Consider the following 25,046-nt stretch of genomic DNA (forward strand, 5'->3'; position numbering starts at 1 on the left):
ATGGAATAAATACTGGCGGCAAAATGGATATTGATTGGGCTTAATATATTGCCCAATTCTTCAAGGAATCAAGTCCGCTCATTTGCTGTTGAACGTACTTAACCTGAACAGCAAAACTATCAAAGAATTCTATCTATCGGAGATAACAATGAGCGATTTAAAAGCAGCTGCACTACGTGCATTAAAGTTGATGGATTTAACAACACTAAACGATAACGATACAGACGAAGCGGTAATTGCACTTTGTAAAAATGCAAAAACAGCAGTAGGTAATACAGCAGCTGTATGTATCTACCCTCGTTTTATCCCTATCGCTAAGAAAACGCTGCGCAAACAAGGCACACCAGAAGTACGCATTGCAACAGTAACTAACTTCCCTCACGGTAATGATGATATTGAGATTGCTGTTGCTGAAACAAAAGCAGCGGTTGCTTATGGTGCAGATGAAGTTGATGTGGTTTTCCCATACCGTGCTCTTATTGCTGGTGATGAAACAACAGGTTTTGAACTGGTTAAGCAATGTAAAGAAGCATGTGGTGATGTTCTTCTTAAAGTAATCATCGAAACTGGTGAATTAAAAGAAGAAGCATTAATCAAAAAAGCATCTCAAATCTGTATTGAAGCTGGTGCTAACTTTATTAAAACCTCAACAGGTAAAGTGCCAGTAAATGCTACACCTGAATATGCTCGTATGATGCTTGAAGTTATCCGTGATATGGATGTAGCTAAAACAGTTGGTTTTAAACCTGCTGGCGGCGTTCGTACTGCTGAAGATGCACAAGCATACCTAGCGATGGCTGATGATATTCTTGGTGGTGATTGGGCTGATAACATGCACTACCGTTTTGGTGCATCAAGCTTACTGACTAACCTATTAAATACATTAGAAGTAACAGAAGAAACGGCTGATCCATCAGCTTACTAGTTTCTCGTTACTTGATTTATAGCTAAGAAATAAATCGACTTAGGTGAGACATACTCGTCTCACCTACCTCAACCCTACCTATTTTAATTACCCAACCAAGATTGGGGAGGCACTAATGTATCTACCACAAGAGATTATTCGCAAAAAACGTGACAATAAAGAGCTAACAGCAGAAGAAATTAACTTCTTTATTCAAGGCGTAGCAAAAGAAACCGTTTCAGAAGGCCAAATTGCAGCGTTTGCAATGGCGGTATATTTTAATGAAATGACGATGCCTGAACGTATCGCATTGACTTGTGCTATGCGTGATTCTGGTATGGTTATCGATTGGAGCCACATGAACTTTGATGGCCCAATTGTTGATAAACACTCAACAGGTGGTGTTGGTGATGTAACGTCATTAATGCTTGGCCCTATGGTTGCAGCATGTGGCGGTTATGTACCAATGATCTCTGGTCGTGGTTTAGGTCACACTGGTGGTACGCTTGATAAATTAGAATCTATTGCGGGTTACAACATTACTCCGAGTAACGATGTATTTGGAAAAGTAACTAAGGAAGCAGGTGTTGCTATTATTGGTCAGACTGGAGACCTAGCACCTGCGGATAAGCGTGTTTATGCGACTCGTGATGTAACGGCTACAGTGGATAATATTTCATTAATCACGGCGTCTATTTTATCTAAGAAATTAGCGGCTGGTTTAGATTCTCTTGTTATGGACGTAAAAGTAGGTTCTGGCGCATTTATGCCAACTTACGAAGCATCAGAAGAGTTAGCTAAATCAATCGTAGCTGTAGCAAATGGTGCTGGTACTAAGACGACAGCATTGCTTACTGATATGAACCAAGTACTCGCTTCAACTGCAGGTAACGCATTAGAAGTTCGTGAAGCAATTCGTTTCTTAACTGGTGAATACCGCAACCCTCGTTTATATGAAGTAACAATGGCACTTTGTGCCGAAATGCTAGTGATTGCTAACTTAGCAAAAGATGAGCAAGATGCTCGTGCTAAATTACAAACAGTATTAGATAACGGTAAAGCGGCAGAGTGTTTTGGTAAAATGGTCTTTGGTCTTGGTGGCCCTAGCGATATTATCGAAAACTACGATAATCATTTAGAAAGCGCGCAAATCATTAAACCTGTTTTTGCTGATACAACGGGTTTTGTTCATGCAATGGATACACGTGATTTAGGCATGGCTGTTGTAGGAATGGGTGGTGGTCGCCGTGTTGCTAGCGATACGATCGATTATGCTGTAGGGTTAAGCGATATGATTCGTTTAGGTCAAACTGCGGATAATCAACAACCACTTGCAATGATTCATGCTCGTAATGAAGAGCAATGGCAACAAGCTGCCAATGCAGTAAAAGCAGCGATTGTGATTAGTGAGAAACAACCAGAAGCGACTCCTGAAGTTTACCGTAAAATTCGCCCTGAAGATGTGTAAGGAATAAAACATGAAACGTGCAATAATTTTAGTTCTCGATTCATTTGGAATTGGTGCAGCAGGCGATGCTGATAAATTTGGTGATGTAGGTTCAGATACGATGGGCCACATTGCAGAGCAGTGTGATAAAGGATTAGCTGATAATGGAAACCGTAAAGGGCCACTAACGCTGCCTAATTTATCTAAACTTGGCTTAGCAATGGCGGGTAAAGAGTCTACTGGCAAATTCTCTGCTGGTTTAGATGCTAACGCTGAAATTATCGGTGCTTATGGTCATGCTGCTGAGTTATCTTCAGGTAAAGATACACCATCTGGCCACTGGGAAATTGCAGGTGTACCTGTTTTATTTGACTGGGGTTATTTCACAGATAAAGAAAACAGCTTCCCTAAAGAGTTAACAGATCGCATTTTAAAGCGTGCTAATCTTCCGGGTTATTTAGGAAATTGCCATGCATCGGGCACACAAGTGTTAGATGATTTAGGTGAAGAGCACATGAAAACGGGCATGCCTATTTTCTATACTTCTGCTGACTCTGTATTCCAAATTGCATGTCACGAAGAAACGTTTGGTTTAGATAACCTATTAACGCTTTGCCAAATCGCACGTGAAGAGCTTGAAGATTACAATATTGGTCGAGTGATCGCCCGTCCGTTTATTGGTCCGGGTAAAGGTCAATTTGAACGTACAGGTAACCGTCGCGATCTTTCTGTTGAGCCGCCAGCGGCAACGATTTTACAAAAATTAGTGGATGAAAAGGGTGGTCAAGTTCATTCGATTGGTAAAATCTCTGATATCTATGCGGGTTGCGGTATTACGAAGAAAACCAAAGCAACGGGTATCCCTGCATTATTTGATGCAACTAAAGAAGCAATTGAACAAGCGGGTGACAACACTATCGTATTCACTAACTTCGTAGATTTTGATTCAGCATACGGTCACCGTCGTGATGTAGCAGGTTATGCTGCAGCATTAGAATACTTTGATGGGCGTCTTCCTGAAATCATGGATATGCTACAAGAAGATGATATTTTGATCCTGACTGCCGATCATGGTTGTGATCCTACATGGCCAGGTACAGATCATACACGTGAGCACATTCCTGTTCTTGTTTACGGTCATAAGGTACCAGCAGGCTCATTAGGTCGTCGTGATACATTTGCCGATATCGGTCAAACCTTAGCAGAGTATTTTGAAACCTCTGATATGGAATATGGAAAATCTTTCCTATAAAAATAAATAAGCAGTAGAGCCTTTCTCTACTGCTTTTTTTCTATTTTAAGTAAACACAAAGGATATAAATTATGGCAACTCCACATATTAATGCTGAAATGGGTGATTTTGCAGACGTAGTTCTTATGCCGGGTGACCCGATTCGAGCTAAATACATCGCTGAGACATTTCTTGATGATGTAGTTCAAGTATGTGATGTTCGTAATATGTACGGTTTCACTGGTACGTATAAAGGTCGTAAGATTTCTGTTATGGGTCACGGTATGGGTATTCCATCTTGCTCAATTTACATGACAGAACTGATTAAAGACTTTGGCGTTAAAAAAGTTATCCGTGTAGGTAGTTGTGGTGCGGTAAACGAAGGCATTAAAGTTCGTGACGTAGTTATTGGTATGGGCGCATGTACAGATTCAAAAGTGAATCGCATTCGTTTTAAAGATCATGATTTTGCGGCTATTGCCGATTATGAAATGGTTCGTAATGCAGAGTTAGCAGCACAAGCTCGCGGTATCGATGTAAAAGTGGGTAATCTTTTCTCTGCTGAACTTTTCTATACGCCAGATCCAAGCATGTTTGATTTAATGGATAAATACGGCATTGTTGGTGTTGAGATGGAAGCCGCGGGTATGTACGGTGTTGCTGCCGAATACGGTGCAAAAGCATTAGCAATCTGTACTGTATCTGATCACATTAAAACAGGTGAGCAAACCACATCTGATGAGCGTGCAACGACATTTGATGAAATGATGCTGATTGCATTAGATTCAGTATTACTTGGCGATAAATAACACGCATAACGAAAACCGTTAGAAATAAAAAAGGCGATGAGGTTAATTTCATCGCCTTTCTTTTTATGCTTTACCACCAAACAATGTGGTGATTGGTTTGGAAGCATCTTTTCTTTTTCTTAGTAATCCCATAATCAGCATCCCTGAAACCAAACTGATTGCGAGCATACCAAACATTAAACGGTCACTTTTACGATAGTGGTGATTTGCAAAGCCGGTCAATGTTGATTTTTCAAATGTCACACGTAAAAAGCCAAGTAGATGGTCATCTTTAATGATAGGTTCAATCAACTGCTGACGACCAATACCATCAATAGACAATGGCGTATTTAATCCAGTAATTTGAGAAGCCGTTAGTGCGTTATCACTTTTTCCTAAGATTCTACCTTCAGCGTCATATATTGTGGCATCAAAAACTAAACGCTCTTTAGCAAGGTTATTCGTTAACTGGAATAATGCTTCATGGTTATCTTCTTTAATGCTATCAACGGCAAATAAAGCCGCTTGTCGAGTCATTGTTCGGCTAAGATCTTGTAATTGTTTGTTTTGAATAACTTGGTTACTGTCACTGATGATCGTACTGTTGATCAAAATAAAGTAACTGAATGCCATTAGAGAAAGCAGCATCAATCCTTTAATGACAAAGTTTTGAGAAAGCATCACAACCACCTAATAAGATATGAATGCAGTAATTATACTGAATTTATCGAAAAAAAGCAGTTTATGTCATTTGCCTCTTGCTCAACTCCTCTTCAATCGGTATTTTTTAGACAGGACAAGAAAGGATGCAAATCATGGATAGGATAATCCCATTTTCAATTAAGAAACACATACCACTATTAAATCGTTTTAGCTCAACTTTAACAACGACGCAATTCGACGTTAAAAAAACAGGTTGGATTATTTACGGTCCTCAATTATCACCTCGTCATTTTGATGATATCGATTTTTTTGTCGGTTATAAAACGCAACTAATTAAAACTTGGAAAGTTGGTTATTACGAAGTTGCTGCTATAGCTGGTGCGCTTACAGAAGAGCATAAAATTATTGTTGATGCGCTCGGTTTAGATTACGCAGAGATGAAAGATATTCCTGATCTATCAAAACCAGGGATCATTTTATTTGATATGGATTCAACGGCGATCGAAATCGAATGTATTGATGAAATAGCGAAATTAGCGGGTGTTGGTGAGCAAGTTGCAGAAGTAACAGAAAGAGCAATGCAAGGTGAACTGGATTTTAAAGAGAGTTTAATTCAGCGTGTAGGAACTCTGGCAGGATCTGATGAAGCTATTCTTGCTGAAGTAAAAGCAAACTTACCTTTTATGCCTGAAATCAGAGAGCTAGTTGCTACCATGCATAAATACGGTTGGAAACCGGCTATTGCCTCGGGTGGCTTCACTTATTTTTCTGATTATTTAAAACAAGAACTCAATCTTGTACATGCACAATCGAATCAGCTAGAGATTGTTGATGGCAAACTTACCGGTAAGGTTCTTGGTGAAATTGTCAGTGCAGAGACGAAGGCACATATTTTAGTTGAGCTTGCTGATAAATATGACATAGAGATCAGCAATACGGTTGCCGTTGGTGATGGTGCTAATGATCTGGTTATGATGGAAGCGGCAGGCCTTGGTATTGCCTATCACGCAAAACCTAAAGTACAAGAGCAAGCACAAACCGCAATTAAACATGCAGATTTAGGTGGTGTTGCTTGTATTTTATCTGCTTCGTTATTGTTTGGTAATAAACTGAGTTGGTAGAAGCTTAATCTTACATAAGTTTAATATAAATAATGAGCTTTATTATAAAGCTCATTTTTTTTGCGTGAAATTCAGCAATAATGGTTGCATGTTGCATAAATAGTGTGATTTAGCTCTCAACCTTAACGGAATCTGAATGAAATGCCGGAATTCATACAGGAAGTCGTTTTATTGTCGTCATTAAATTGACGCTAATTGATTGTATGAATAATATTCGCTTTGTTCACTTCGAACACATATTAATCAATAGCGGAGTTATTATGCTAACTAAATTATTCGTAAAGTCTCAACTTGCTCTTCAATCTTTTAAAAACGATGAGCGCGGTGTAACAGCAATTGAATATGCAATCATTGGTGTTTGTATGTCTGCTATTGTACTTGCTGTATTTAACGGTACATTACAAGAGGCATTACAAGGTGCAATGGACACTATTTCAACTAATATTACAGCTGCCAACACACCACCTGCTGAGTAATATTAATTTATATGGAAATAAAGCTATTAATTATTAGCGTAGTAACTATAGCTAATATTTATGCTGTTTTTCATGATATAAAAATAGAAAAATATCTAATAACGTTGTTTTAATAATTATGTTTGTTGGATTTTTTTCTATCTTTGTTAAAGGTGATATTAGTTATTTATTATCACCTTTAATAATTCTCTTCGTTGGATTTATCTTATTTAAATTTAACATTATTGCTGCCGGTGATATTAAATATTATGCAGTAATGTCCTTAATGATTGAACAGCAATATTTATTACTGGTGACCTGCATTATTTTATGTCTAGGTGGCCTTCAAGCTTATTGTCAATACAGTATATATAAGCTAACAGGGAACGAACGTTGGATAGAGAGAGGGGTTCCTTATGGCGTCGCTATTTCTATAGGAAGTTTATTCGGTATTCTTGCATCAATATAGGTGAAAAATGAAATCCAAAATAATATTGGTTTTAGCTGTAATTGCTATTTCGATAGGCTTATACGGCATGTCACAGACATCAACGACACAATCACCTATTACAGAGAAAGTACAAGAATTCGATAAACGACCAGAAGCAACCGTTATGGTTTGGATAGCCAAAAAAGACTTAATGTTTGGTTCGCCAGTACAACGAACGGATCTTGAAGTGCAGCGAATCAGTCAAACACAAGCGGATCGTTTCGGTATCGCTCATGATGTTAAATTTAATTTCAATAAAAAACTATTGATTAAAAAAGACATTTTACAAGGGGATATTATTACTTCCGATATGGTGTTAAGCCCAGGGCAAGAAGGGTATCTCAATCTAGTAATAAGTGAAGGTAAAGTACCTTTTAATCTAGAGGTGAGTAATGACGCTATTCTTGGTGGTGCCATTTCTGTTGGTGATGTTGTTGATATTGCTTCTATTTCATCATCAGAGCAAAACTTGTCAAATGATGCTTCTATCTCAAATGTACAAAGTTTAAAAATGGCTCCGTTACTTACACAGATAATGGTTCTCGACATCATTCAACAAGAAAAGCCCGTTCGCTTAAACAGTAAATCAACCAAAACAGTGACCACCTTGGTGCTAGAAGTTTCAAATCGAGAGTTAGCAAAGTTAGTTATTGCGCAACGCATCGCTGAGCTAGAAGTTCATAAGTCCATTGGTGCTGAGTTTTCTCACGAACTTCATGCAGATTCAAGTGATGTTATTACTATCCCTGGATTTAAAAAAGTAAAACCAGTCAATTCTATTCAAGAGTTTAGAGGCTAAAAAATGCGATATCGAATTCTTATTATATTAACGGTTTTACTCAGTATTGTTTCTTTGAACGTGAGAGCAAAAGAGATTGAAAACCTATCCGCGGGTGATGCCAAAAGCATAACAACCACGACGGAAATAGGGTCTGTATTTATCTCAAATCCAAAAGTAGCAGACTACAAAATTATAGATAAATACAAAGTAGTTTTATTTGGCCGAGAAGTGGGTGACTCCGTTTTTATTGCTTTTGATGTTCAAGGACATGAGCTACTAAATAAAAAAATAATTGTGAGTAAAAATTACTCAGGCATTGAACAACAAGTTAAGTTGCGATTTCCTACTTCTGATATCGATATCTTTGCCATTGGTACTAATGCAGTAGTTAGCGGTACCGTATTAAATGAAGAAGATCGTGATCAAATTTATGAAATGGTAGCGACTCTATTATTTGATGATAACGCTGATAACAACGCACAAGATGACCGCACTGAATTAACTTACATGAATAAGTTGAATTTTGAAGGTGTGGTTAATCAAATTGAAGTGGCGAGAACCAAACAGGTTAATGTGAAGCTCACTATCGCAGAAGTCTCTCACTCTTTTATGCAGGATTTTGGCATTAAGGTAGGAAGTAATGGTCAAGCAGGGATCTTTGTCGATCAACTTGTTCATTTTAGTGCAAGTGACATTGTTTCTGTGATTACTGCTGTAGGGACAGACTCTGTAGGACAAGTATTAGCGGAGCCGAACTTATCTGTGATTTCCGGTGAGGATGCCAGCTTTCTTGTTGGTGGGGAGCTACCTGTTGTTACTGTGATTGATGGAGCAACCAACGTTCAATATAAAGAATTTGGTGTAAAGCTAGATCTAACGGCTAAGGTTGAACGAGACGATAAAATTAAACTGGCATTAGCACCAAGTGTAAGCTCTCTTGATACGCAATACGCTAATGATAATTACAACTTACCATCATTAAAAACGCGCAGTGCAAGAACAACAGTGGAACTCGGAGACGGACAAAGTTTTGTGCTAGGTGGTTTGCTTAATAGTGAAGAGAAAGAGTCGTTAACTCGTATTCCTTTTGTTGGTGATATCCCTATTTTAGGAGCTTTGTTTCGTCATACAGGTACGGAGCGAAATAAAACTGAGCTGATTATTGTTGCAACGGTAAACCTTGTTCAACCGGTTAAAGCAAATCAAATCCAGCTTCCAACCATGCAGAAAACCAGTACGTTAAGACGTTTTCTCGGTATGGGAAGTGACTATGAAAGAGCTGAAGACCAATGGGCAAGTGAAGTTCTGAATGCGGGTGGATTTAGAAAATGAAAAAACTATATGTAATGGCTGTGCTTTTATTTTTATCGGGTTGTGCTGACCATATTAATGAAAAGCAGGGGACTCATATTAATGTTATTCCTATGACGTATTCTTTTTCAATTAATAGTCAGAGTGATGACATTATAAAAAATAAACTAAATGTATTTATTAAACATCATGGACTTAAAAATAAAAAAGGCCATTGGGAAATATCCATATATAAAGACGATATAAAAGAACAAGAAATTAAGTATCAACAATTTTTAGGTGAATTTGGTTATACCCTTAATCAAATAAAAACAATTGAACTACAAGATAAACCTTATTTTATAGTTACGGTTTCATTTATTACTCAACAAATTGAATATCAAATTTGTGGTTATGAGCAAATCGATTATTACGGCTCTAATAATATCGGTTGTTATACCGAAAGTAATCGCTGGCATTCGATGGTTAATCCTGAAAATGCAATGTAACTACCTCGCAAAGAGCTAGTGTAATGAACATCATATTATTGGAGCTATTATGTTTGATTTGGCAGAGCGTTTAAGTTCGAACAAAAGTAATGAAAGTAAATTAAGCCATAAGTTAAAAACAATGCTGTTTTACCAGACAGAAGAGTGCCGTTCATTGGTTAATGAATCTTTTCGATTTGATGGTAAAGATGAACCTAAATGCGTTAAAAATCGTGATGAAGAGTTTCGCCAGATTGATTTATTAAATCCACCTGAAGTGGTGATTATTGAACTAAATGCCAGTCAAGATGTAGTTCAAGATGCACAGCGATTAGCTCATTTATTACCAAGCCAAGTATCTGTAGTTATTGTTGGCTCTGAAGACGCAATTTCAACGATTCGTTTACTTAAAGAGATGGGTTTTTATTACCTGTTTTGGCCCGTAAGTAAGCAAGAGTGTTCAGATTTTATGAAGCACGTTCTTGATAACCACGAGCAACATCGAGGTTTGATGGCCAATCGAAAATCTAAGCGAGTTGCTATGGTTGGTGTGAAAGGCGGTGTTGGCACTTCTCTTATTAGTAGTGAAGTATCTCGAATGCTTTCATTTGATAAAGGCGTTTCAACTCTCCTTGTTGATCATAATTATCACGGCGGAAATCTTGATATTTTTATGGGGTTAAAGCAGCACCAAAAAAGAATCGTTCAAAAAGGAACATTAATTTCAAATATTGATGGTACTTATGCTCTTGGTTTAATTCGTAAAATTACGCCAATGTTGTCGATGTTAGCTATCGATTCTGATGAATTGAACGCGCAAGAATTGAAAGAATATACGCTGGCAGTACAAGAGCAGGCGCTTAAAAATTCAAGTGTGATGATTGAAGATCATGCTCATTTAATTCGTAATGAAGATGACATTATTAAGCTCTTGCAACAGGTTGATGTTTTAGTACTTGTTTTTGATGCAACGGTTTCGTCATTACGTGATTACAACCGATTAAATCAGTTAGTTAAGAAGAATAATCTAGATAATCAAACTCGTGTTATTTCGGTACTGAATTCATCACGTCCGAATAATAGCGGTTCGGTTTCGGCTGAAGAAATTGAAAAGTACAGCGGGCAAAGAGCAACCATCAGTATTCCATATGATGATAAAGCACCGCAATACGTACTTGAAGGGTTACAAATCGTAAAAACTAAATCAGGTATGGCACTGCCTCTTATGAATTTAGTTGCTTTGATTTTAGGTGAAGAACCAAAGCAAGAAAGCCGTTCATTTTTGAGTTTCTTTAAAAAGAAAGGGTAGTAAAAAATGAACAATAATAAAGCGCTGTATATTCAATTAAGAACTCAAATATTTAATGCATTAGAACCTGAAGCGTTAAATAAGTTAACCAAACAAGAGCTGACTCAACAACTATCGAATGCGGTAGATCTACTTATCGATAGAGAGCAATTACCCGTCTCTCTTATTATGAAAAATGAGTACGTAGAAAGCCTAGTCAATGAACTTGTTGGTTTAGGTCCATTACAAAACTTAATGGATGATGAAACTATTACAGACATCATGATTAATGGTCATGAAAATGTATTTATTGAACGAGATGGTTTAGTCGAGAAAGTCAGTGTTAATTTTATTGATGAGCAACAACTGATTGATATTGCTAAACGTATTGCGAGTCGTGTCGGTCGTAGAGTAGATGAATCAACCCCTACCTGTGATGCCCGTTTAGAGGATGGTAGTCGTGTCAATATCGTGATCCCTCCGATTGCCATTGATGGAACTGCTATTTCTATTCGTAAGTTTAAAAAGCAGAGTATTGGTTTTTCTGATTTAGTTGAATTTGGTGCCATGAGCAAAGAAATGGCGCAAATCCTGATGGTTGCTTCACGTTGTCGTTTGAATATTTTAATTTCAGGCGGTACTGGCTCGGGTAAAACAACCATGCTAAATGCGTTATCTCAGTTCATTTCTGAAGGCGAACGTATTGTCACAATTGAAGATGCGGCAGAATTAAAACTACAGCAGCCTCACGTTGTTCGTTTAGAAACCCGAACATCAGGCATTGAAGGAACAGGTGTCGTCTCTCAACGTGATTTAGTGATTAACTCATTACGTATGCGTCCTGATCGAATTATTGTGGGTGAATGTCGTGGTGGAGAGGCGTTTGAAATGCTTCAAGCGATGAATACGGGCCATGATGGATCAATGTCTACATTGCATGCCAATTCACCTAGAGATGCATTATCACGAGTTGAAGCCATGGTGATGATGGCAACGAATAACTTGCCATTAGAAGCGGTGAGAAGAACCATTGTTAGTGCTGTCGATATCGTTATCCAAATCAGCCGTCTACATGACGGTACTCGTAAAGTAATGAGTATTTCTGAGGTTGTAGGTTTGGAAGGAAATAACGTTGTTCTTGAAGAAATATTCGCTTTTAAACCAAATAAAGAACAAAACGAAGATGGAAAAGTAAAAGGTAACTATTTTACTTCCGGCTTAATGCAACGCTCTGTGTTGATGGAAAAAGCACGATTCTTTGGTATGGAAGACAAAATACAATCAGCATTTAGAGCCCCTTACGCAGAGGTACAGTAATGTCTTGGATTGCAATCGGTATTGGCTTGATTTTATTGGGCTTTGCTCTTGGTGATAAGCCGGTAAAAAAGAGTCAATATTTAGAAAAACTAAATGTGACCCAGTTTGTTGATGATCTTAATAGCACAGAGCAAGCGATCAATTTAGCCTCCTTAACAGAGCGAACGTTTCGACAAAAACTTGAGTTTATTTGGAAAAACATAGCGAGACAATTAGGTAATGGTGCTGCGTTAAAACTGGTTTTTTCCGTATGTGTTTTTGCCTTAATAGGCCTATTGATTAACCGTTCTATGATTCATGCCTCGCCTTATATTGTGGTCTTTATTGCTATCGTAGTAGGACTGATTTGGGGATATGTTTGGCTTCAAGAAAGAGAGAAAAAACAATTTAATGAGCGCTTTCCGGATGCACTTAATATGCTATCGAGTGCGGTATCGGCAGGTGAAAGTATCACTCATGCAATTGCTTTTGTGGGCAAGAAACTTGAGGGTGATGTGGGCAAAGAATTTAAAATAATGGGAGAGCGTTTGCAGCTTGGTGAGAGTCCAGATGAAGTATTTAAGAAATCATGTGTTCGTTTCCCTTATCCTGCTTTTCGTTTTTTTGTTATTACATTACGAGCAAACATGAATCGAGGTGGTCAATTAAGAGATGTTATTTCACGGTTGAACCGTTTGATGTTTGATGCGAGAGCTGTAGAGAGAAAGAAATACGCTCTAACTTCAGAAGCGAGAATATCGGCAAAAATAGTCTGTGCGACACCTTTTTTCTTTTTGTTTATTTTGCAGTTCCTCAGCCCTGAAAATTATGAATTCGTCATGTTTCATGCTGAAGGTAGACCTATTTTATATTATGTACTCATTAGTGAAGCCATAGGGATGCTTATTATTTGGGGCTTATTAAAAGGAACCAAGTAATGTCAGATTGGTATTTATTTATATCTATTACGCTTATTTCATTTGGCTTGATGCTTATTGTCTATTTAAGTATTACAAAGTTTTTAAGAGAAAAGCAGTTACATGTATTAAGTGGCAATAATCAAAAAATAAAAGAGAACGAACTTGGAGGATGGTTAAAAAATAAAGCTTCCGAACTTAATCCTGACGAAGAAGAAATTAAACAAAAATTACGTCAAGCTGGTTGGGAGAATATTCAATATGTACACCTGTTTATGCCAATTAAATACAGTGTACTACTGATTGGTGAAATTATTTTTGGTATCGCTTATTACCAATCGTTTCTATCAAGTACAGCTTGGGTTATTGCCGCATCGTTGTGGATGGTTTTTGTGATTATTGCTCCCGATATGTATTTACAAGCAAAGATAAAAGCCAGAGTTCACCGAGTTTCAACCCAAATGCCTTATCTATTGGATTTAATGGCGGTATGTGTTCAAACGGGGATGACGGTTGAAGCCTCTCTTAGTTATTTAGCGAAAGAGATGAAAGGCTTTAATAAGGACTTAACTCAAGTATTAACCAAAATGAATGAACGCTCTCGTATGGTGGGGTTAGAAAAGTCATTAGAAGAGATGTACGTAGAAATACCCTCTAATGAAATGCGTAGTTTTGTGATGACATTAACGCAGAGCATGCATTACGGTTCATCTATTTATAGCGTTTTAACCACGTTGGCATCAGATATTAGAGAAGTACAGATGCTGGAATTAGAAGAGCGAATAGGGAAGTTAGCAGCAAAGATGTCAGTTCCACTGATCGTATTCATTATGATCCCTATTGTTATTTTAATTGCAGCACCAGGTGTAATGAGGTTGATGTTAAATGCTTAAAAAATTACTTCTAGTCTCTACAGTTCTTTTATTGTCGGCATGCAGTTCTCGTCAATACAGTGACAGTTCATTAACTCAGTCAAAAATTGATATTTATGAGCAAACACAAAATTACGTCGCTTTATCTGATTTATATAAAGCGGAATTGAAAAAAGAGGATTCTGAAGAAATACGAGAAGCCCTTGCTGCCGCATTATTGCATTTAGAAGATCCTGAAAGTGCGTTGTTCTATTTAAAACCAAACATTGAAAATGGAGCAAGCTTTCAAAGTTATTACCTTCAAGCTTCTGCTTTAGGAGACTTAGGAAAATATCCTCAAGCGATAAAAGCAGCCTTACTTTCATTGGAAGAAAATCCTGATAACCCTGAAACGGAAAACTTATTAGGGATTTTATATGGTCATGAATATCAATATGAAAAGTCACGCAGATACTTTCAAAAAGCACAGTTGCATTTTTATGATAGCAATACGATAGCCAATAATTTAGCGGTTTTGGATATTGCCGAAGGTAATTACAAACGAGCTGCACAACGATTATTGCCAGTTTATCGTAGCGGACAAGCTAATGAACAAGTGATGGCCAATTTAATACTAAGCATGGCTAAAGAGCAGAATCTTGAATTTATTCAGGCTGTGCTAGGTGATAAACACACAAAAAAAGAAATTGAACGTATTTATCAATCATTACAACGATTTAATTCTTTAGATATTGATACAAAGAAAAGCGTTTAGGGTGATATATGAGAAATAAACAAAACGGTTCAGCTTCTATTGAATTTGTAATGGGTTTTATGGCGTTTTGGTTTATGTGTATGGCATGGGTTGAAATGAGTTACATGTCTTATATTTCAGCCATAAATGACCTCGCGATTTCAGAAGTATCTCGAAGTGCTAAGAAAGGTGAAGAGCGTTATTTAGATATTGTTGATGAGGTTTTATATCGTGATAACAGCATTTGGAACACGGTGATCTCTGCGGATAATTTTAGAGTATCAATCCAGTATCTACCGACTATTGAAGCTTTAGAATCAGAGAAGAAAGGATGCCCAATCCCTGAAGGGCAACGAACTCGAGAGTGTGGAGAAGAGGGTAATAATGCACTAGCAATTTATCGAATTGACTATGATTTTCATCCTATTTTCTCTTATGTATTTAGTCGCTCAGCTAATTTGAGCCGTGAAATGATAGTGGTGCAAGAGTATGAACGATCGCAATTTGAAATCTAAACAACGTGGGATTTTTAGTATTGAATTCGCGATTGTTGGTATCTGCTTTAGTTTACTTCTCGCTTTTAGCGGGGATGTGATTATTAAGTTATCCATAAAAGGTAAATTGGATCGTCTTTCTTATTCTTTGGTTAATGTACTAAAAGAGCGAACTCAGCTTTATGGTATGGACTATCAATTAACATCTGAAGAAGTAGACAGCTTAAATAAGATAGCAAAAAACTCACTTTCAAGAACGTTTGGTAATTTTGATGCTAATAAATACGGCATGTTAGTAGAGGAACTGAGTTTTTCTGAAGTGGCTGTGCCTAATCCAGTAATTAGTGAACATCGTGGTGCAGAAACATGTCATGTAAATAAATCTATCGGTCAGTTAAAAGAACTTACCGTGCTTAGTGTAAGAGGGCGAACTATGCCTCTGTATCGTGTAGCGCTTTGCTATGAAAGTGATAACTGGTTTGGTGATTTGGTAGATAAAAGCTATACCACGGTGATGTCTGATTCTATTGTTATTGGTCGATGATAATGAAATTAAAAAAACAACAATCAGGCCACGCCGCTATTTTATTTGTTATGTGCATTCCTGTTTTATTTGGCGTTTTTACATTAGCGTCGGATGGTGCAAGAGCCTTGCAATCAAAAGCTCGATTAGAAGACGCTGCGGAGGCTGCCGTATTAGCCGTTTCTGCATATGGTGAAGAGGATGAAGTTTCAACGCAAACCGGCAAAGACTATGTCGCCCACTACATGCACGATATGTCGAATTTAGTAGATATTAAGGTGGAGAAGCTTGAATGTTCAGAACTACCTGAATGCACTGCTGATGATAATGATAGACCCTTTGTTGAGTATCAAGTCTCTGGAAGAACAAAACATACATCATGGTTTCCTGGTAATGATGTAACCGTTGGATTTGGTGAATCATTTGATGTTACAGGCATGTCTAAAGCGCGTAAGTTTCAAAGCAGTCAGCCTATGGATATCACTTTTATTCTCGATTTTTCCGGGTCTATGAATTACGACTGGGAAGGGCATGCTCCGTCTTATATGGAAGAAGAGGTTCCAAAAGTTCCGGGGCGTTATTCACCTCCATCACGATTGAGTGATTTAAAAGATGTGGTTCAAATGGTGACAGATGAACTGCAAGTTTATAACAACTCAACGACAGGCCCAAAGCATCGTGTCGCAATGACAGGTTATAACCGTCGAACGGTTAACGAATCGAGTAATGGTAAGTTTGTTATAAGAGATCAGCGGATCACTAAATATAACTCTGATGGCTATGACGCAGGTGATACGTTTTATCCTAAGAAAACCATTAATAAGCAATTTATGGTTAAAGGGGCTGCTGCTAGGGTTCCTAATGGCGATGAGAAAGCTGAGTTTACCGATATTATGTACACCTCTGATTTTGCTTCGTTTAATCATAAAATTAAATCATTTGAAGCCTTTGGTGGCACAGCATCACTACAAGGAATTATTCGAGCAAGCCAGATTGTCTCTTACCATATAACTAATGATGGTGAAGAAGCCAACCCTAAGCAGTTAATTATTATTTTATCTGATGGTGAGGATTTTAATCACTATTTAGGACAAACAGAAACCTTAGTAGATTATGGTATGTGTGACAATTTACGTAATGCCATTGAAGGTGGTCCTGTATCTTCTGAAGATAATAAAGCAGATAAAATTGTTTTCTCTAGTGGTAGTAGCTCAGGGTTACCGACGAATACAGGTGAAGCTCCTAGTGTAAGAATTGCAATGATTGGCTTTGGTGATGGCTATGATATTCATGCTAATACTGGGCTGCTAAATTGTGTGGGAGAAGAGAACGCATTTAGTGCAAATAATAAAGATGAAATTTTAAATTTAATTATGTCATTGGTATCAGAAGAAGTCGGGCATTTAGCTCAATAAAGTCGAGAGTAAATTATGAAAAAAATATGTGTGTTATTGGCTTTATTTTCTGCCAATGTTTTATCTGCCGAGAAAAATCATAACCAAGATTTTAATCAGTTACTTGATTATTATTGTGGAACTGAGAGTGTTGAGTTTCAGGAACAAATAACCATTGGTGAAGGAAAGCAAATCTTGTTTCATCAAGGACCATTTATGCAAGTAAATACTGAATTACCGCCTGATGTTATTAAGCGAACATTCAGTAATGCAATGCAACAAGCAAATCTGAGTAATCAGTGCAGTGAGTACTTATTAAGCTATGCTGAAGTCGTTGAGGATAATGTAGAACAAAAATTATTTGCTCGAGTACTATTTAATTTTGATCAATACTCTTTAACGGAACGTTCAAAGTATATTCTTCAAAGCGTAACGGAAAAACTAGAGACACAAAAAGATACGGTGTTACTTAATGGTCACACTGATAATAAAGGCAGAGAGAACTACAATATTAATTTAGGGTTAGCTCGTTCAAATAGCGTAAAAGCATTTTTATTGGCTCAAGGTGCTAGCAAAGAGCAGTTAGAATCTTATTCATTTGGAGAGCAACAGCCGATTGATGACAATACTACATTGGAAGGTCAGCACCATAATCGTCGAGTTGATATTGAGAAAAAAGTAGATGAAACTCATTGATAGTTAAAGATAGGCGGTGTTACTAACGAAACGTTGGAATACCGCCTTTGTTTGCTAAATAGGTAGCTTTATTTTTAGTAGTGCACCTAAACGTTTATTTTCTGGAGTGTCAAACCAAATACTTCCATTATATTTCTCAATAATATCAGCGCATAAAGCAAGTCCTAATCCGGTTCCTGCATTCAGTTTATCAGCTCTAACGCCTCGTAAAAATAACGATTCTTTTTGTTCTTCAGGAATTGATGGGCCATCATTTTCAATGCTTAATATATAATCGTTACTATATTGTTTAATGGTAATAACGATCTTTGTCGATGCGAATCGAAAACTATTCTCTAGTGTGTTACCTAGTATTTCCATCAAATCATTTTTTTCTATTGGTAGCTTTTGCTCTTCATTAATAAAACAACAAACCTCAATTGCTTTTCATGGTAGATCTTACTAAACATGGAGAGTAACCCTTGTAATGGTTCACTTACCACAGTTGTTGTTGGTTTTAATTCTTTAATATTTAATGTGGCTCTTTGTAACTGACTTTGGATAACATCATCCATTAAAGTTAATTGTTGAGAGAGCTTTTCTGTTGATTCGGCTTGCAGATCCTGTAGCAATAGTTTTGATGCGATAACGTGATTTTTTAAACTATGAGCTAAATCATCGAGTGTTTTTTTGTATTGTTCTTCTTTTTCTTTTGCTTGAAAGAGGGCACGGTTAGTTGAGTGGTAAATTGATGTTAATTCTGATTCAGTGTCACTTGGTTGAGTAAAGAAACCTTCTTTCATGCTTTGAATGCGTTTTAACTCTCGTTTTCTCTTCTTTATCGGTTTAATTGCCCATTGGTAACTAAAGTAAATAAAGACGATGAAACTTAGCAATGTTCCCACCGTAATTAATATTATTGGTTGTTCCATTTGCTTATATATTAGAAGCAAGATTGGAATACTAAAGAGTAGAGTTCCTAGGATTAAAGAAAAAAAGATCCGATAAAATCCATAATTATTATTTAGATTTGTCATTATTACTTATATTTGATGTGGTAAAAATATTTCTAATCTTGAGCCAGTATCTTGTGTATGGAACCAGATTTGTCCGTTATAACTGGATATGATCTCTTCACATACCGCAAGTCCAATCCCCGTGCCAGGGTTCTTTTCATCTGCGCGAATTCCTCGTTGAAATACCGATTCAATTTTATCTTGAGGTAAAGGCTCGCCATCATTTTCAATATGAATATTGAAGCCTTCACTACGCTCTACAATAGATAAAATAATATAGGTATCAGCAAAGCGATAACTGTTCTCTAAGATATTTCCGAGAACTTCCATTAAGTCATTGTAATTAATGGGTAAGGTTTGCGCGTCATTATAGTTAGAAATGAATTCGATATGACGCTCTTTATGAACCTTAGTAAACATTTTAGTGAGTTTATCTACAATAGGAGAGAGTAAAGTATGATGCTTACTTATGCCCCTAGAGCCCATCAACGCACGTTTCAATTGGTGTTGTATCACAGAGTCCATATCATTGAGTTGTTCCATGATATCTGCAATAGGCGGTTCTTTTTGATATAACAATGCATCACAAGTCGCTATTCGAGTCTTAAGACTATGTGCTAAATCATCCATTGCTTTTTTGTATTTACTTGATTGTTCATCTTGTTGTTCAAGTAATCGGTTAATCGTTTTGGCAATAGGCTCTAGCTCTTCAGGATAGCTATAAATAAGTTTCTCTTGCTCACTATCCTTTATATTTTTTAATTCAATATGAAGCTTATTTAAAGGGAAGAATGAGCGGTTGTATCCCCATAATACCCCAAAAATGGCAATTAAAATAAGAGTTGTATAAGCAATAGCTAATTGGAGCTTTAGTGTATGTAGGCGAGATATCTTATCTTCCATACGACTGAGTAATATTACTCGCCTAGGCGGAAGGCCATTATTACTTTCAATACTCATTGAATGAGAGATAAAGGCTGCACCACTTGGTTTTTCAATGAGAATAGGCTTATTTTCATCTTTAGGTAAATCAGTACAGATGTTCTCTACATGGGAAGGTGGACCTTTTTGCATGCTATCCCATAACAAATTGTCATTATTGTCACAGATAACAATTGTTATATCATCAGACGATGAACTGTAATACTGAGATTTATTCCCTTCTTGTAATGGCATAATATAATTTGATGATACCATTTCATTGAAAATAGATGGGAATTGATAAGTGATATCAAGGGTGTATTCAGTGATTAAGTCAGAGCGTGCTGTCTGATAGCGAAGGTACCCGTTTAGTATTAAAAAACCAATAACGACAGCTAAAAAACTGAATAATATGCGTCGTCGAAATTGGTTTTGAACTAAACGTTTCATGATTACTTCGCCTTTATTTGAAACTGATAGCCCTGACCTCGTACCGTTGTAATCAGTTCATTATGACCAACGGCTGCAAATTTTTTTCTTAAACGTGAAATGATAACTTCAATATTATTGAGTTGAACTTCAGAATCTTCTTGATATAAAGCATCAACAAATTGTTGCTTTGATATGATTTTTAAGCTGTTTTTTATTAAATATGCTGCGATATCATATTCAAATGAAGTTAATTGTAGAAATTGACCGTCTACATGGATGGTTTTTGCTTTTATATCTAATTCAATATTTTCAGCGGTTACTTTTGATTGTGTAAATCCGGCCGCTCGTCTTGCTAGAGCATAAAGCCTTGCTATTAATTCTTCAGATTGGAAAGGTTTTACTAGGTAATCGTCAGCTCCAGCCTCAAGTCCTTCAACTTTATCTTGCCAGTTTCCACGAGCGGTAAGTATGAGAATAGGGCTATGAATTTCTTTGCGTCGAATTTGCTTGATGAGGGTGATGCCGTCGAAATCAGGTAGACCTAAATCAACAATCATGACATCAATGTGTTCTTTTTTTTGTACGGTTTGTAAAAATGCAGAGGCTGTTTTATCAGAATAAACAACGTGTCCCTGATCTTTTAATTGACTAGACAGGTGGTGGTTTAAGATTTCATTATCTTCAACAAGAGCTATTTGCATAATATACCGACTGATTCCTTAGGTTTATATCGTCATTAATAACACTTATCATTTTGTTTTTAAATAATAAAGCCCATGAATTGATGGGCTTTATTAAATTTAATTCACCTCAGTTACCCTAACTCAAGTCGAATTAAGACTTCATCCGTTATGTCAGCGATTTCACCACAACCTACAATACTTGATAATTCATCTTCTAATGCTCTTGCATAATGGATTGCGTATTGAGCTAGTTGACTTAATTCCACCTCAGAGGTGGTAGAAAGTGCATTTTTTACTGCTGTTGTGGTTACGCGTATTGCTAAGAATTCACCATGCTCTTTGGCTTTTTTAATGAAGGTTAAACGATCATTGTATGATGAAAACTCTTGTAGCATACGCGTGAATACTGATTTTATTTTTCCATCTTTAATAACAACCGCAATATAGATTTCATGGTGGTGAGATCGTTGATTAGCCGGTGTTTTCAATGGGTTTACTAATAATTGTTGTACTCTCGATTTAAAAATAGGCTCTAAATTTAAATGTTGTTCATTACCTAATTGTAGCCAGATTTTATTTAATCGATTTAAAGGGAAGTTAACCCCAATACAACGCGTTTTAATTTTATGGTTATCCTTTTCAATAAAGAAAGGCGTTGTTGTTAGTTTATTCAGTAATAATTGATGCATTATTTTCAGCATATCAATCGATGGAAGCTGTTCATAATCAACAGGAAGTCTTTCTATGTTGTGCTGTATTAATCGACTTAAGAAAGCCTTGCTTTTTTGAGTTTGTAAACTGTCTTCAATTTGTAGCTGAAGATTCAATCCATTTGAATTTACTTTTAGGACTCGATAAGTAATACGGCTTAATGGTGTGTTTTTATCAAGGCTTTGCAGTTCATTAAACGTTATTTTTACATCAGATTTTTTGGTTAGCAAAGCGGGTTTATCGAGTAATATCGATAAGCCATTGGTTGAAATATCTTGAGTTCTTCCTTTGATTTCACCAATTGTAGGGTGAGTCAGAGTAATTAAGGTTTCGTAATTAAATCTTGGTTCAGTTCTACGAGGCGTTGAATCGTAATATAACGCAGGATCTTGAGCCATTGGCGTCAAAGAATGGCGGTATGGATTTAATACCTTTGCTTCAAGGTTTGGTTTTTCTGTTAATAAGTAATCTTTCTGAGTATCAGGTAAACTGAGTTCAGTTAAGATCCCCATGTGCGTTAAAGTAGCCAGTACTTTTTCCATTTCAGGAGCGACGGTTAATAAGCGTTCTTTGTCTCCTTTTTCTAATTCGAAAAGAGAAAGACGAATGACTTTCCAACTCTTTCTTTTAGCTCCCACATGCCAAAAGAGTTGGCGTTCTTGTTGCGTGGCTTCTGATGACATCATGGAGTAGAAGAGTTCTTTATCTTCATGATCGTGTTTAAAACTGTAAAAATGAGTACGACTGGCTCTTAACCCTGGCTTGGTTAAAAACTGCATACGTTCTGATTTAAATAAATGATGGATTACAGGCTGATTTTTTTCATCGTGCCAGTGCTTCCAAAGTGATTCATTGTGATCAGTAATAACGGCATACTTCAAGGTATCCCCAGAAAAGAAAAGAGGGATATTAGTGGTATGTTTTAAAAAACAGTGCTCATAGCCTTGTGTACGAGCTCGAACTATTTGATCTTTTTGATCATGTACGGTTCGTCGTTTATTTTTATTTAGTTTCTCTTCAATGGCTTGAGCAATAACATCGTGGTTTGATTCCATTTTTAATCGTAACCATCGATAACTATCACTTTCTTCACTGTCGTGAATACCAAGAATACGGTAAGGGAAGTCGCCATTGAGTTCTTTTATGCCGGTGTCTTTTGCAAGGTTTGGGAAGCTAACTTGTATGATTTGTCCCAAACCATACTCAAAAGCAGTAGGCACTTTGATTCGAGCACCAGAAGAAGAAAGATCGCTGCTAGTTCCATGGATTAAATTTCCATTAGGTAACAGTACCGTAACTTGTGTTGACATGCGCAGACGGTTTTCACTACGGGTTAGGTAGTGTCCAAATCGAATTAATTTGGCTTTGAATAGATTGTTTTCGTCTTTATCATCAGTCGCAGCTAATTGTTCTTTATTTTTATGAAGAACACGAAAGTTATTACGTGTATTGGTTAAGGCTTCCCATACACCAACGGTATAGCTACCGAAGCGCTCAATACTTTTGTGATAGGTATTAATTGCAACATCATCAAGCCAGTGAGTGTATCCATCCAACTCATATTGGTGACACTGGCCTTTTACTCGACCTCGTAAATCAATATGTTTGGTGCAAGGTGCCATGATGCGTTTTAATTCAATTTTTACAATTAAATGCACTGATGGATGTTCATGAGACATAACTTGTTCGCAAACCAGATTAAAATCAGGTTCACCAAATACGGGAATAAGTTGTTCTACGTAGCTTTGATATTCTTCTTGCTGCATGATTTCTGGTACAGTAATAACAATCTAGTGGGTTTATCGGCAGAATTGCTCGTTTATTTAACAATGATACGTTAAATAGTTATAACCCATCACTTTTATTTGATTTATATGTCGGTGATATATGGCAAAAGCAAAACGCGCCTACGTTTGTAATGATTGTGGGGCAGACTTCCCTCGTTGGCAAGGACAGTGTAATGCTTGTGGGGCATGGAACACGATTACAGAGGTTCGTTTGGCTGCTTCTCCACACGTTGCTCGTAATGAACGTTTATCTGGTGGTTATGCGGGATCCACTACAGACTCAGAAGTTCAAACTTTATCGAGTATTGATTTACAAGAAGTTCCTCGGTTCAGTAGTTCGTTTAAAGAGTTTGACCGAGTTCTCGGTGGTGGCATTGTTCCTGGTGCAGCAATTTTGATTGGTGGTAATCCAGGTGCTGGTAAATCTACTTTACTTTTGCAAACCATGTGTCGTTTGGCTGCTGAAATGCCAACATTGTATGTTACTGGTGAAGAATCGTTACAACAGGTAGCAATGCGAGCTTCTCGTCTTGGGTTGCCAAAAGATAATCTGAAAATGTTATCTGAAACCAACATAGATAAGATTTGTCAGGTTGCTGAGAAAGAACAGCCAAAAATAATGGTTATTGACTCTATTCAAGTAATGCATGTTGCTGATGTTCAATCATCTCCAGGCAGCGTCGCTCAGGTTCGAGAGTCTGCAACTGCTTTAACTCGATATGCTAAACAAAATAATGTAGCTATTTTCTTAGTTGGTCACGTAACCAAAGATGGTACTTTAGCTGGCCCTAAAGTGTTGGAGCATATTATTGACTGTTCTGTGTTACTTGACGGTAGTGCAGATAGTCGCTTTAGAACACTTCGTAGTCATAAAAACCGTTTTGGAGCTGTTAATGAGCTTGGGGTTTTTGCTATGACAGGCCAAGGCTTAAAAGAAGTAAATAACCCATCAGCCATTTTCTTATCTCGTGGGGAAGAGGAAACGTCTGGTAGTTCAGTGATGGTTGTGTGGGAAGGAACACGCCCGTTACTTGTAGAGATACAAGCTTTAGTAGATTACTCTCAGCTTTCAAATCCTCGTCGAGTCTCTGTTGGCTTAGATCAAAACCGTTTATCTATGCTACTCGCGTTCTACATAAGCATGGTGGTTTGCAAATGGCTGACCAAGATGTGTTTGTTAACGTGGTTGGCGGCGTTAAGGTAGCTGAAACCAGTGCGGATTTGGCACTTATTATGGCGTTACTATCTAGTTTTAAAGACCGTCCATTAGCTAAGGATGTAGTGGTCTTTGGTGAAGTTGGTCTTGCTGGTGAGATTCGTCCAGTTCCAAGTGGGCAAGAACGTTTAATGGAAGCATATAAACATGGCTTCAAAAAAGCGATTGTACCTGCTGCAAACATGCCAAAAGGTGGCATTGAAGGAATGCAAATTCACGGTGTTAAGAAGCTATCTGAAGCAATTGATGCTTTTGATGAACTTTAACTGAGGCTTTGAATTCGGATTTCTGCATTATTTTATTTGAAAATACAGAAATTCATCTATAATTTTCAGGGGCAGAGGCCACATTAGAACCATTTTGGTAGAAAATTCTATGCAAAAATAGAACAAAGCATATACCAATTGACAGTTTGTGTTATACTCTGCGC

25 protein-coding genes and 1 pseudogene are annotated in these 25,046 nt (G+C 37.2%); 20 read left to right on the forward strand and 6 right to left on the reverse strand.

The annotated features are described in order from the left end of the window. The first annotated feature begins 148 nt into the window (after nucleotides 1–148). From deoC to deoD, 4 genes are all read left to right on the forward strand, one after another. Nucleotides 149–925, forward strand: coding sequence for a deoxyribose-phosphate aldolase (gene deoC / locus AAFX60_002650; GenBank protein ID XDF78116.1), 777 nt, complete (start codon nucleotides 149–151; stop codon nucleotides 923–925). A 115-nt stretch (nucleotides 926–1,040) separates the two neighbouring features. Next, nucleotides 1,041–2,372 carry a thymidine phosphorylase gene (gene deoA, locus AAFX60_002655; protein ID XDF78117.1) on the forward strand — a complete coding sequence of 444 codons (1,332 nt, stop codon included), beginning with the start codon at nucleotides 1,041–1,043 and terminating at the stop codon, nucleotides 2,370–2,372. 10 nt (nucleotides 2,373–2,382) lie between these two features. Beyond that, entirely contained in the window at nucleotides 2,383–3,603 is a 1,221-nt protein-coding gene (locus AAFX60_002660) for a phosphopentomutase (protein XDF78118.1), read from the forward strand. Nucleotides 3,604–3,674: 71 nt separating this feature from the next. Beyond that, nucleotides 3,675–4,391, forward strand: a complete 717-nt coding sequence (gene deoD, locus AAFX60_002665; protein ID XDF78119.1) for a purine-nucleoside phosphorylase — start codon at nucleotides 3,675–3,677, stop codon at nucleotides 4,389–4,391. Nucleotides 4,392–4,454: 63 nt separating this feature from the next. Here deoD and AAFX60_002670 read toward each other — a convergent pair whose 3' ends face one another. Further along, the gene (locus AAFX60_002670) at nucleotides 4,455–5,051 is read right to left on the reverse strand and encodes an AhpA/YtjB family protein (GenBank protein ID XDF78120.1); all 597 of its coding nucleotides are present in this window, start codon (nucleotides 5,049–5,051) and stop codon (nucleotides 4,455–4,457) included. A gap of 134 nt (nucleotides 5,052–5,185) precedes the next feature. Here AAFX60_002670 and serB point away from each other — a divergent pair, with 134 nt between their 5' ends. The 15 genes from serB (at nucleotide 5,186) to AAFX60_002745 (ending at nucleotide 17,871) form a co-directional block, all read left to right on the forward strand. Then, complete coding sequence (gene serB / locus AAFX60_002675) at nucleotides 5,186–6,154, forward strand: phosphoserine phosphatase (protein XDF78121.1); 969 nt, start codon at nucleotides 5,186–5,188, stop codon at nucleotides 6,152–6,154. Nucleotides 6,155–6,414: 260 nt separating this feature from the next. After that, on the forward strand, nucleotides 6,415–6,630 hold the full coding sequence (locus AAFX60_002680) for a Flp family type IVb pilin (protein ID XDF78122.1): 216 nt from the start codon (nucleotides 6,415–6,417) through the stop codon (nucleotides 6,628–6,630). 118 nt (nucleotides 6,631–6,748) lie between these two features. Beyond that, nucleotides 6,749–7,078 carry a type IV leader peptidase gene (locus AAFX60_002685; GenBank protein XDF78123.1) on the forward strand — a complete coding sequence of 110 codons (330 nt, stop codon included), beginning with the start codon at nucleotides 6,749–6,751 and terminating at the stop codon, nucleotides 7,076–7,078. Nucleotides 7,079–7,085: 7 nt separating this feature from the next. Continuing rightward, entirely contained in the window at nucleotides 7,086–7,898 is an 813-nt protein-coding gene (cpaB, locus tag AAFX60_002690) for a Flp pilus assembly protein CpaB (protein ID XDF78124.1), read from the forward strand. A 3-nt stretch (nucleotides 7,899–7,901) separates the two neighbouring features. Beyond that, nucleotides 7,902–9,212 carry a pilus assembly protein N-terminal domain-containing protein gene (locus AAFX60_002695; GenBank protein ID XDF78125.1) on the forward strand — a complete coding sequence of 437 codons (1,311 nt, stop codon included), beginning with the start codon at nucleotides 7,902–7,904 and terminating at the stop codon, nucleotides 9,210–9,212. After that, nucleotides 9,209–9,679, forward strand: coding sequence for a hypothetical protein (locus AAFX60_002700; protein XDF78126.1), 471 nt, complete (start codon nucleotides 9,209–9,211; stop codon nucleotides 9,677–9,679). The genes AAFX60_002695 and AAFX60_002700 overlap by 4 nt, the downstream gene beginning before the upstream one ends. 49 nt (nucleotides 9,680–9,728) lie before the next feature. After that, entirely contained in the window at nucleotides 9,729–10,967 is a 1,239-nt protein-coding gene (locus AAFX60_002705) for a chromosome partitioning protein ParA (protein XDF78127.1), read from the forward strand. A 6-nt stretch (nucleotides 10,968–10,973) separates the two neighbouring features. After that, the gene (locus AAFX60_002710) at nucleotides 10,974–12,263 is read left to right on the forward strand and encodes a CpaF family protein (protein XDF78128.1); all 1,290 of its coding nucleotides are present in this window, start codon (nucleotides 10,974–10,976) and stop codon (nucleotides 12,261–12,263) included. Next, the gene (locus tag AAFX60_002715; GenBank protein ID XDF78129.1) at nucleotides 12,263–13,180 is read left to right on the forward strand and encodes a type II secretion system F family protein; all 918 of its coding nucleotides are present in this window, start codon (nucleotides 12,263–12,265) and stop codon (nucleotides 13,178–13,180) included. The genes AAFX60_002710 and AAFX60_002715 overlap by 1 nt, the downstream gene beginning before the upstream one ends. Further along, complete coding sequence (locus AAFX60_002720; GenBank protein ID XDF78130.1) at nucleotides 13,180–14,052, forward strand: type II secretion system F family protein; 873 nt, start codon at nucleotides 13,180–13,182, stop codon at nucleotides 14,050–14,052. The genes AAFX60_002715 and AAFX60_002720 overlap by 1 nt, the downstream gene beginning before the upstream one ends. After that, a complete protein-coding gene (locus tag AAFX60_002725; protein ID XDF78131.1) occupies nucleotides 14,045–14,785 on the forward strand; it encodes a hypothetical protein in 741 nt (246 codons plus the stop codon). The genes AAFX60_002720 and AAFX60_002725 overlap by 8 nt, the downstream gene beginning before the upstream one ends. Before the next feature lie 8 nt (nucleotides 14,786–14,793). Beyond that, nucleotides 14,794–15,279 (forward strand): TadE family protein, encoded by a 486-nt coding sequence (locus AAFX60_002730; GenBank protein ID XDF78132.1) that lies wholly within the window; start codon nucleotides 14,794–14,796, stop codon nucleotides 15,277–15,279. Next, on the forward strand, nucleotides 15,254–15,802 hold the full coding sequence (tadF, locus tag AAFX60_002735) for a tight adherence pilus pseudopilin TadF (GenBank protein ID XDF78133.1): 549 nt from the start codon (nucleotides 15,254–15,256) through the stop codon (nucleotides 15,800–15,802). Before AAFX60_002730 ends, tadF begins: the two co-directional genes overlap by 26 nt. Nucleotides 15,803–15,804: 2 nt before the next feature. Further along, the gene (locus AAFX60_002740; GenBank protein XDF78134.1) at nucleotides 15,805–17,196 is read left to right on the forward strand and encodes a pilus assembly protein TadG-related protein; all 1,392 of its coding nucleotides are present in this window, start codon (nucleotides 15,805–15,807) and stop codon (nucleotides 17,194–17,196) included. Between the two features lie 15 nt (nucleotides 17,197–17,211). After that, nucleotides 17,212–17,871: an OmpA family protein gene (locus AAFX60_002745; GenBank protein XDF78135.1), complete on the forward strand. Its 660-nt coding sequence runs from the start codon at nucleotides 17,212–17,214 to the stop codon at nucleotides 17,869–17,871. Nucleotides 17,872–17,925: 54 nt separating this feature from the next. Here the strand turns inward: AAFX60_002745 and AAFX60_002750 are convergent, their stop codons facing one another. From AAFX60_002750 to AAFX60_002770, 5 genes are all read right to left on the reverse strand, one after another. After that, on the reverse strand, nucleotides 17,926–18,231 hold the full coding sequence (locus AAFX60_002750) for an ATP-binding protein (protein XDF78876.1): 306 nt from the start codon (nucleotides 18,229–18,231) through the stop codon (nucleotides 17,926–17,928). Between the two features lie 14 nt (nucleotides 18,232–18,245). Beyond that, nucleotides 18,246–18,746, reverse strand: a complete 501-nt coding sequence (locus AAFX60_002755; GenBank protein XDF78136.1) for a hypothetical protein — start codon at nucleotides 18,744–18,746, stop codon at nucleotides 18,246–18,248. Nucleotides 18,747–18,893: 147 nt separating this feature from the next. Next, a complete protein-coding gene (locus tag AAFX60_002760) occupies nucleotides 18,894–20,237 on the reverse strand; it encodes a sensor histidine kinase (protein XDF78137.1) in 1,344 nt (447 codons plus the stop codon). A gap of 2 nt (nucleotides 20,238–20,239) precedes the next feature. Next, on the reverse strand, nucleotides 20,240–20,920 hold the full coding sequence (locus tag AAFX60_002765; protein ID XDF78138.1) for a response regulator: 681 nt from the start codon (nucleotides 20,918–20,920) through the stop codon (nucleotides 20,240–20,242). A 113-nt stretch (nucleotides 20,921–21,033) separates the two neighbouring features. Further along, on the reverse strand, nucleotides 21,034–23,379 hold the full coding sequence (locus AAFX60_002770; protein XDF78139.1) for a PilZ domain-containing protein: 2,346 nt from the start codon (nucleotides 23,377–23,379) through the stop codon (nucleotides 21,034–21,036). Nucleotides 23,380–23,500: 121 nt separating this feature from the next. On the opposite strand from AAFX60_002770, the pseudogene radA reads away from it, so the two are divergent. Beyond that, nucleotides 23,501–24,882 (forward strand): annotated as a pseudogene (radA, locus tag AAFX60_002775) (DNA repair protein RadA). Nucleotides 24,883–25,046 lie beyond the last annotated feature (164 nt).

The sequence above is a fragment of the Aliivibrio fischeri genome, assembly GCA_038993745.2.
Lineage (GTDB): Bacteria > Pseudomonadota > Gammaproteobacteria > Enterobacterales > Vibrionaceae > Aliivibrio > Aliivibrio fischeri_B.

Bases quoted from the DNA above. Each gene is read 5' to 3' on its own strand.
- deoC (XDF78116.1), top strand. From the start codon at position 149: ATGAGCGATTTAAAAGCAGCTGCACTACGTGCATTAAAGTTGATGGAT.
- deoA (XDF78117.1), top strand. From the start codon at position 1,041: ATGTATCTACCACAAGAGATTATTCGCAAAAAACGTGACAATAAAGAG.
- AAFX60_002660 (XDF78118.1), top strand. From the start codon at position 2,383: ATGAAACGTGCAATAATTTTAGTTCTCGATTCATTTGGAATTGGTGCA.
- deoD (XDF78119.1), top strand. From the start codon at position 3,675: ATGGCAACTCCACATATTAATGCTGAAATGGGTGATTTTGCAGACGTA.
- AAFX60_002670 (XDF78120.1), bottom strand. From the start codon at position 5,051: ATGCTTTCTCAAAACTTTGTCATTAAAGGATTGATGCTGCTTTCTCTA.
- serB (XDF78121.1), top strand. From the start codon at position 5,186: ATGGATAGGATAATCCCATTTTCAATTAAGAAACACATACCACTATTA.
- AAFX60_002680 (XDF78122.1), top strand. From the start codon at position 6,415: ATGCTAACTAAATTATTCGTAAAGTCTCAACTTGCTCTTCAATCTTTT.
- AAFX60_002685 (XDF78123.1), top strand. From the start codon at position 6,749: ATGTTTGTTGGATTTTTTTCTATCTTTGTTAAAGGTGATATTAGTTAT.
- cpaB (XDF78124.1), top strand. From the start codon at position 7,086: ATGAAATCCAAAATAATATTGGTTTTAGCTGTAATTGCTATTTCGATA.
- AAFX60_002695 (XDF78125.1), top strand. From the start codon at position 7,902: ATGCGATATCGAATTCTTATTATATTAACGGTTTTACTCAGTATTGTT.
- AAFX60_002700 (XDF78126.1), top strand. From the start codon at position 9,209: ATGAAAAAACTATATGTAATGGCTGTGCTTTTATTTTTATCGGGTTGT.
- AAFX60_002705 (XDF78127.1), top strand. From the start codon at position 9,729: ATGTTTGATTTGGCAGAGCGTTTAAGTTCGAACAAAAGTAATGAAAGT.
- AAFX60_002710 (XDF78128.1), top strand. From the start codon at position 10,974: ATGAACAATAATAAAGCGCTGTATATTCAATTAAGAACTCAAATATTT.
- AAFX60_002715 (XDF78129.1), top strand. From the start codon at position 12,263: ATGTCTTGGATTGCAATCGGTATTGGCTTGATTTTATTGGGCTTTGCT.
- AAFX60_002720 (XDF78130.1), top strand. From the start codon at position 13,180: ATGTCAGATTGGTATTTATTTATATCTATTACGCTTATTTCATTTGGC.
- AAFX60_002725 (XDF78131.1), top strand. From the start codon at position 14,045: ATGCTTAAAAAATTACTTCTAGTCTCTACAGTTCTTTTATTGTCGGCA.
- AAFX60_002730 (XDF78132.1), top strand. From the start codon at position 14,794: ATGAGAAATAAACAAAACGGTTCAGCTTCTATTGAATTTGTAATGGGT.
- tadF (XDF78133.1), top strand. From the start codon at position 15,254: ATGAACGATCGCAATTTGAAATCTAAACAACGTGGGATTTTTAGTATT.
- AAFX60_002740 (XDF78134.1), top strand. From the start codon at position 15,805: ATGAAATTAAAAAAACAACAATCAGGCCACGCCGCTATTTTATTTGTT.
- AAFX60_002745 (XDF78135.1), top strand. From the start codon at position 17,212: ATGAAAAAAATATGTGTGTTATTGGCTTTATTTTCTGCCAATGTTTTA.
- AAFX60_002750 (XDF78876.1), bottom strand. From the start codon at position 18,231: ATGGAAATACTAGGTAACACACTAGAGAATAGTTTTCGATTCGCATCG.
- AAFX60_002760 (XDF78137.1), bottom strand. From the start codon at position 20,237: ATGAAACGTTTAGTTCAAAACCAATTTCGACGACGCATATTATTCAGT.
- AAFX60_002765 (XDF78138.1), bottom strand. From the start codon at position 20,920: ATGCAAATAGCTCTTGTTGAAGATAATGAAATCTTAAACCACCACCTG.
- AAFX60_002770 (XDF78139.1), bottom strand. From the start codon at position 23,379: ATGCAGCAAGAAGAATATCAAAGCTACGTAGAACAACTTATTCCCGTA.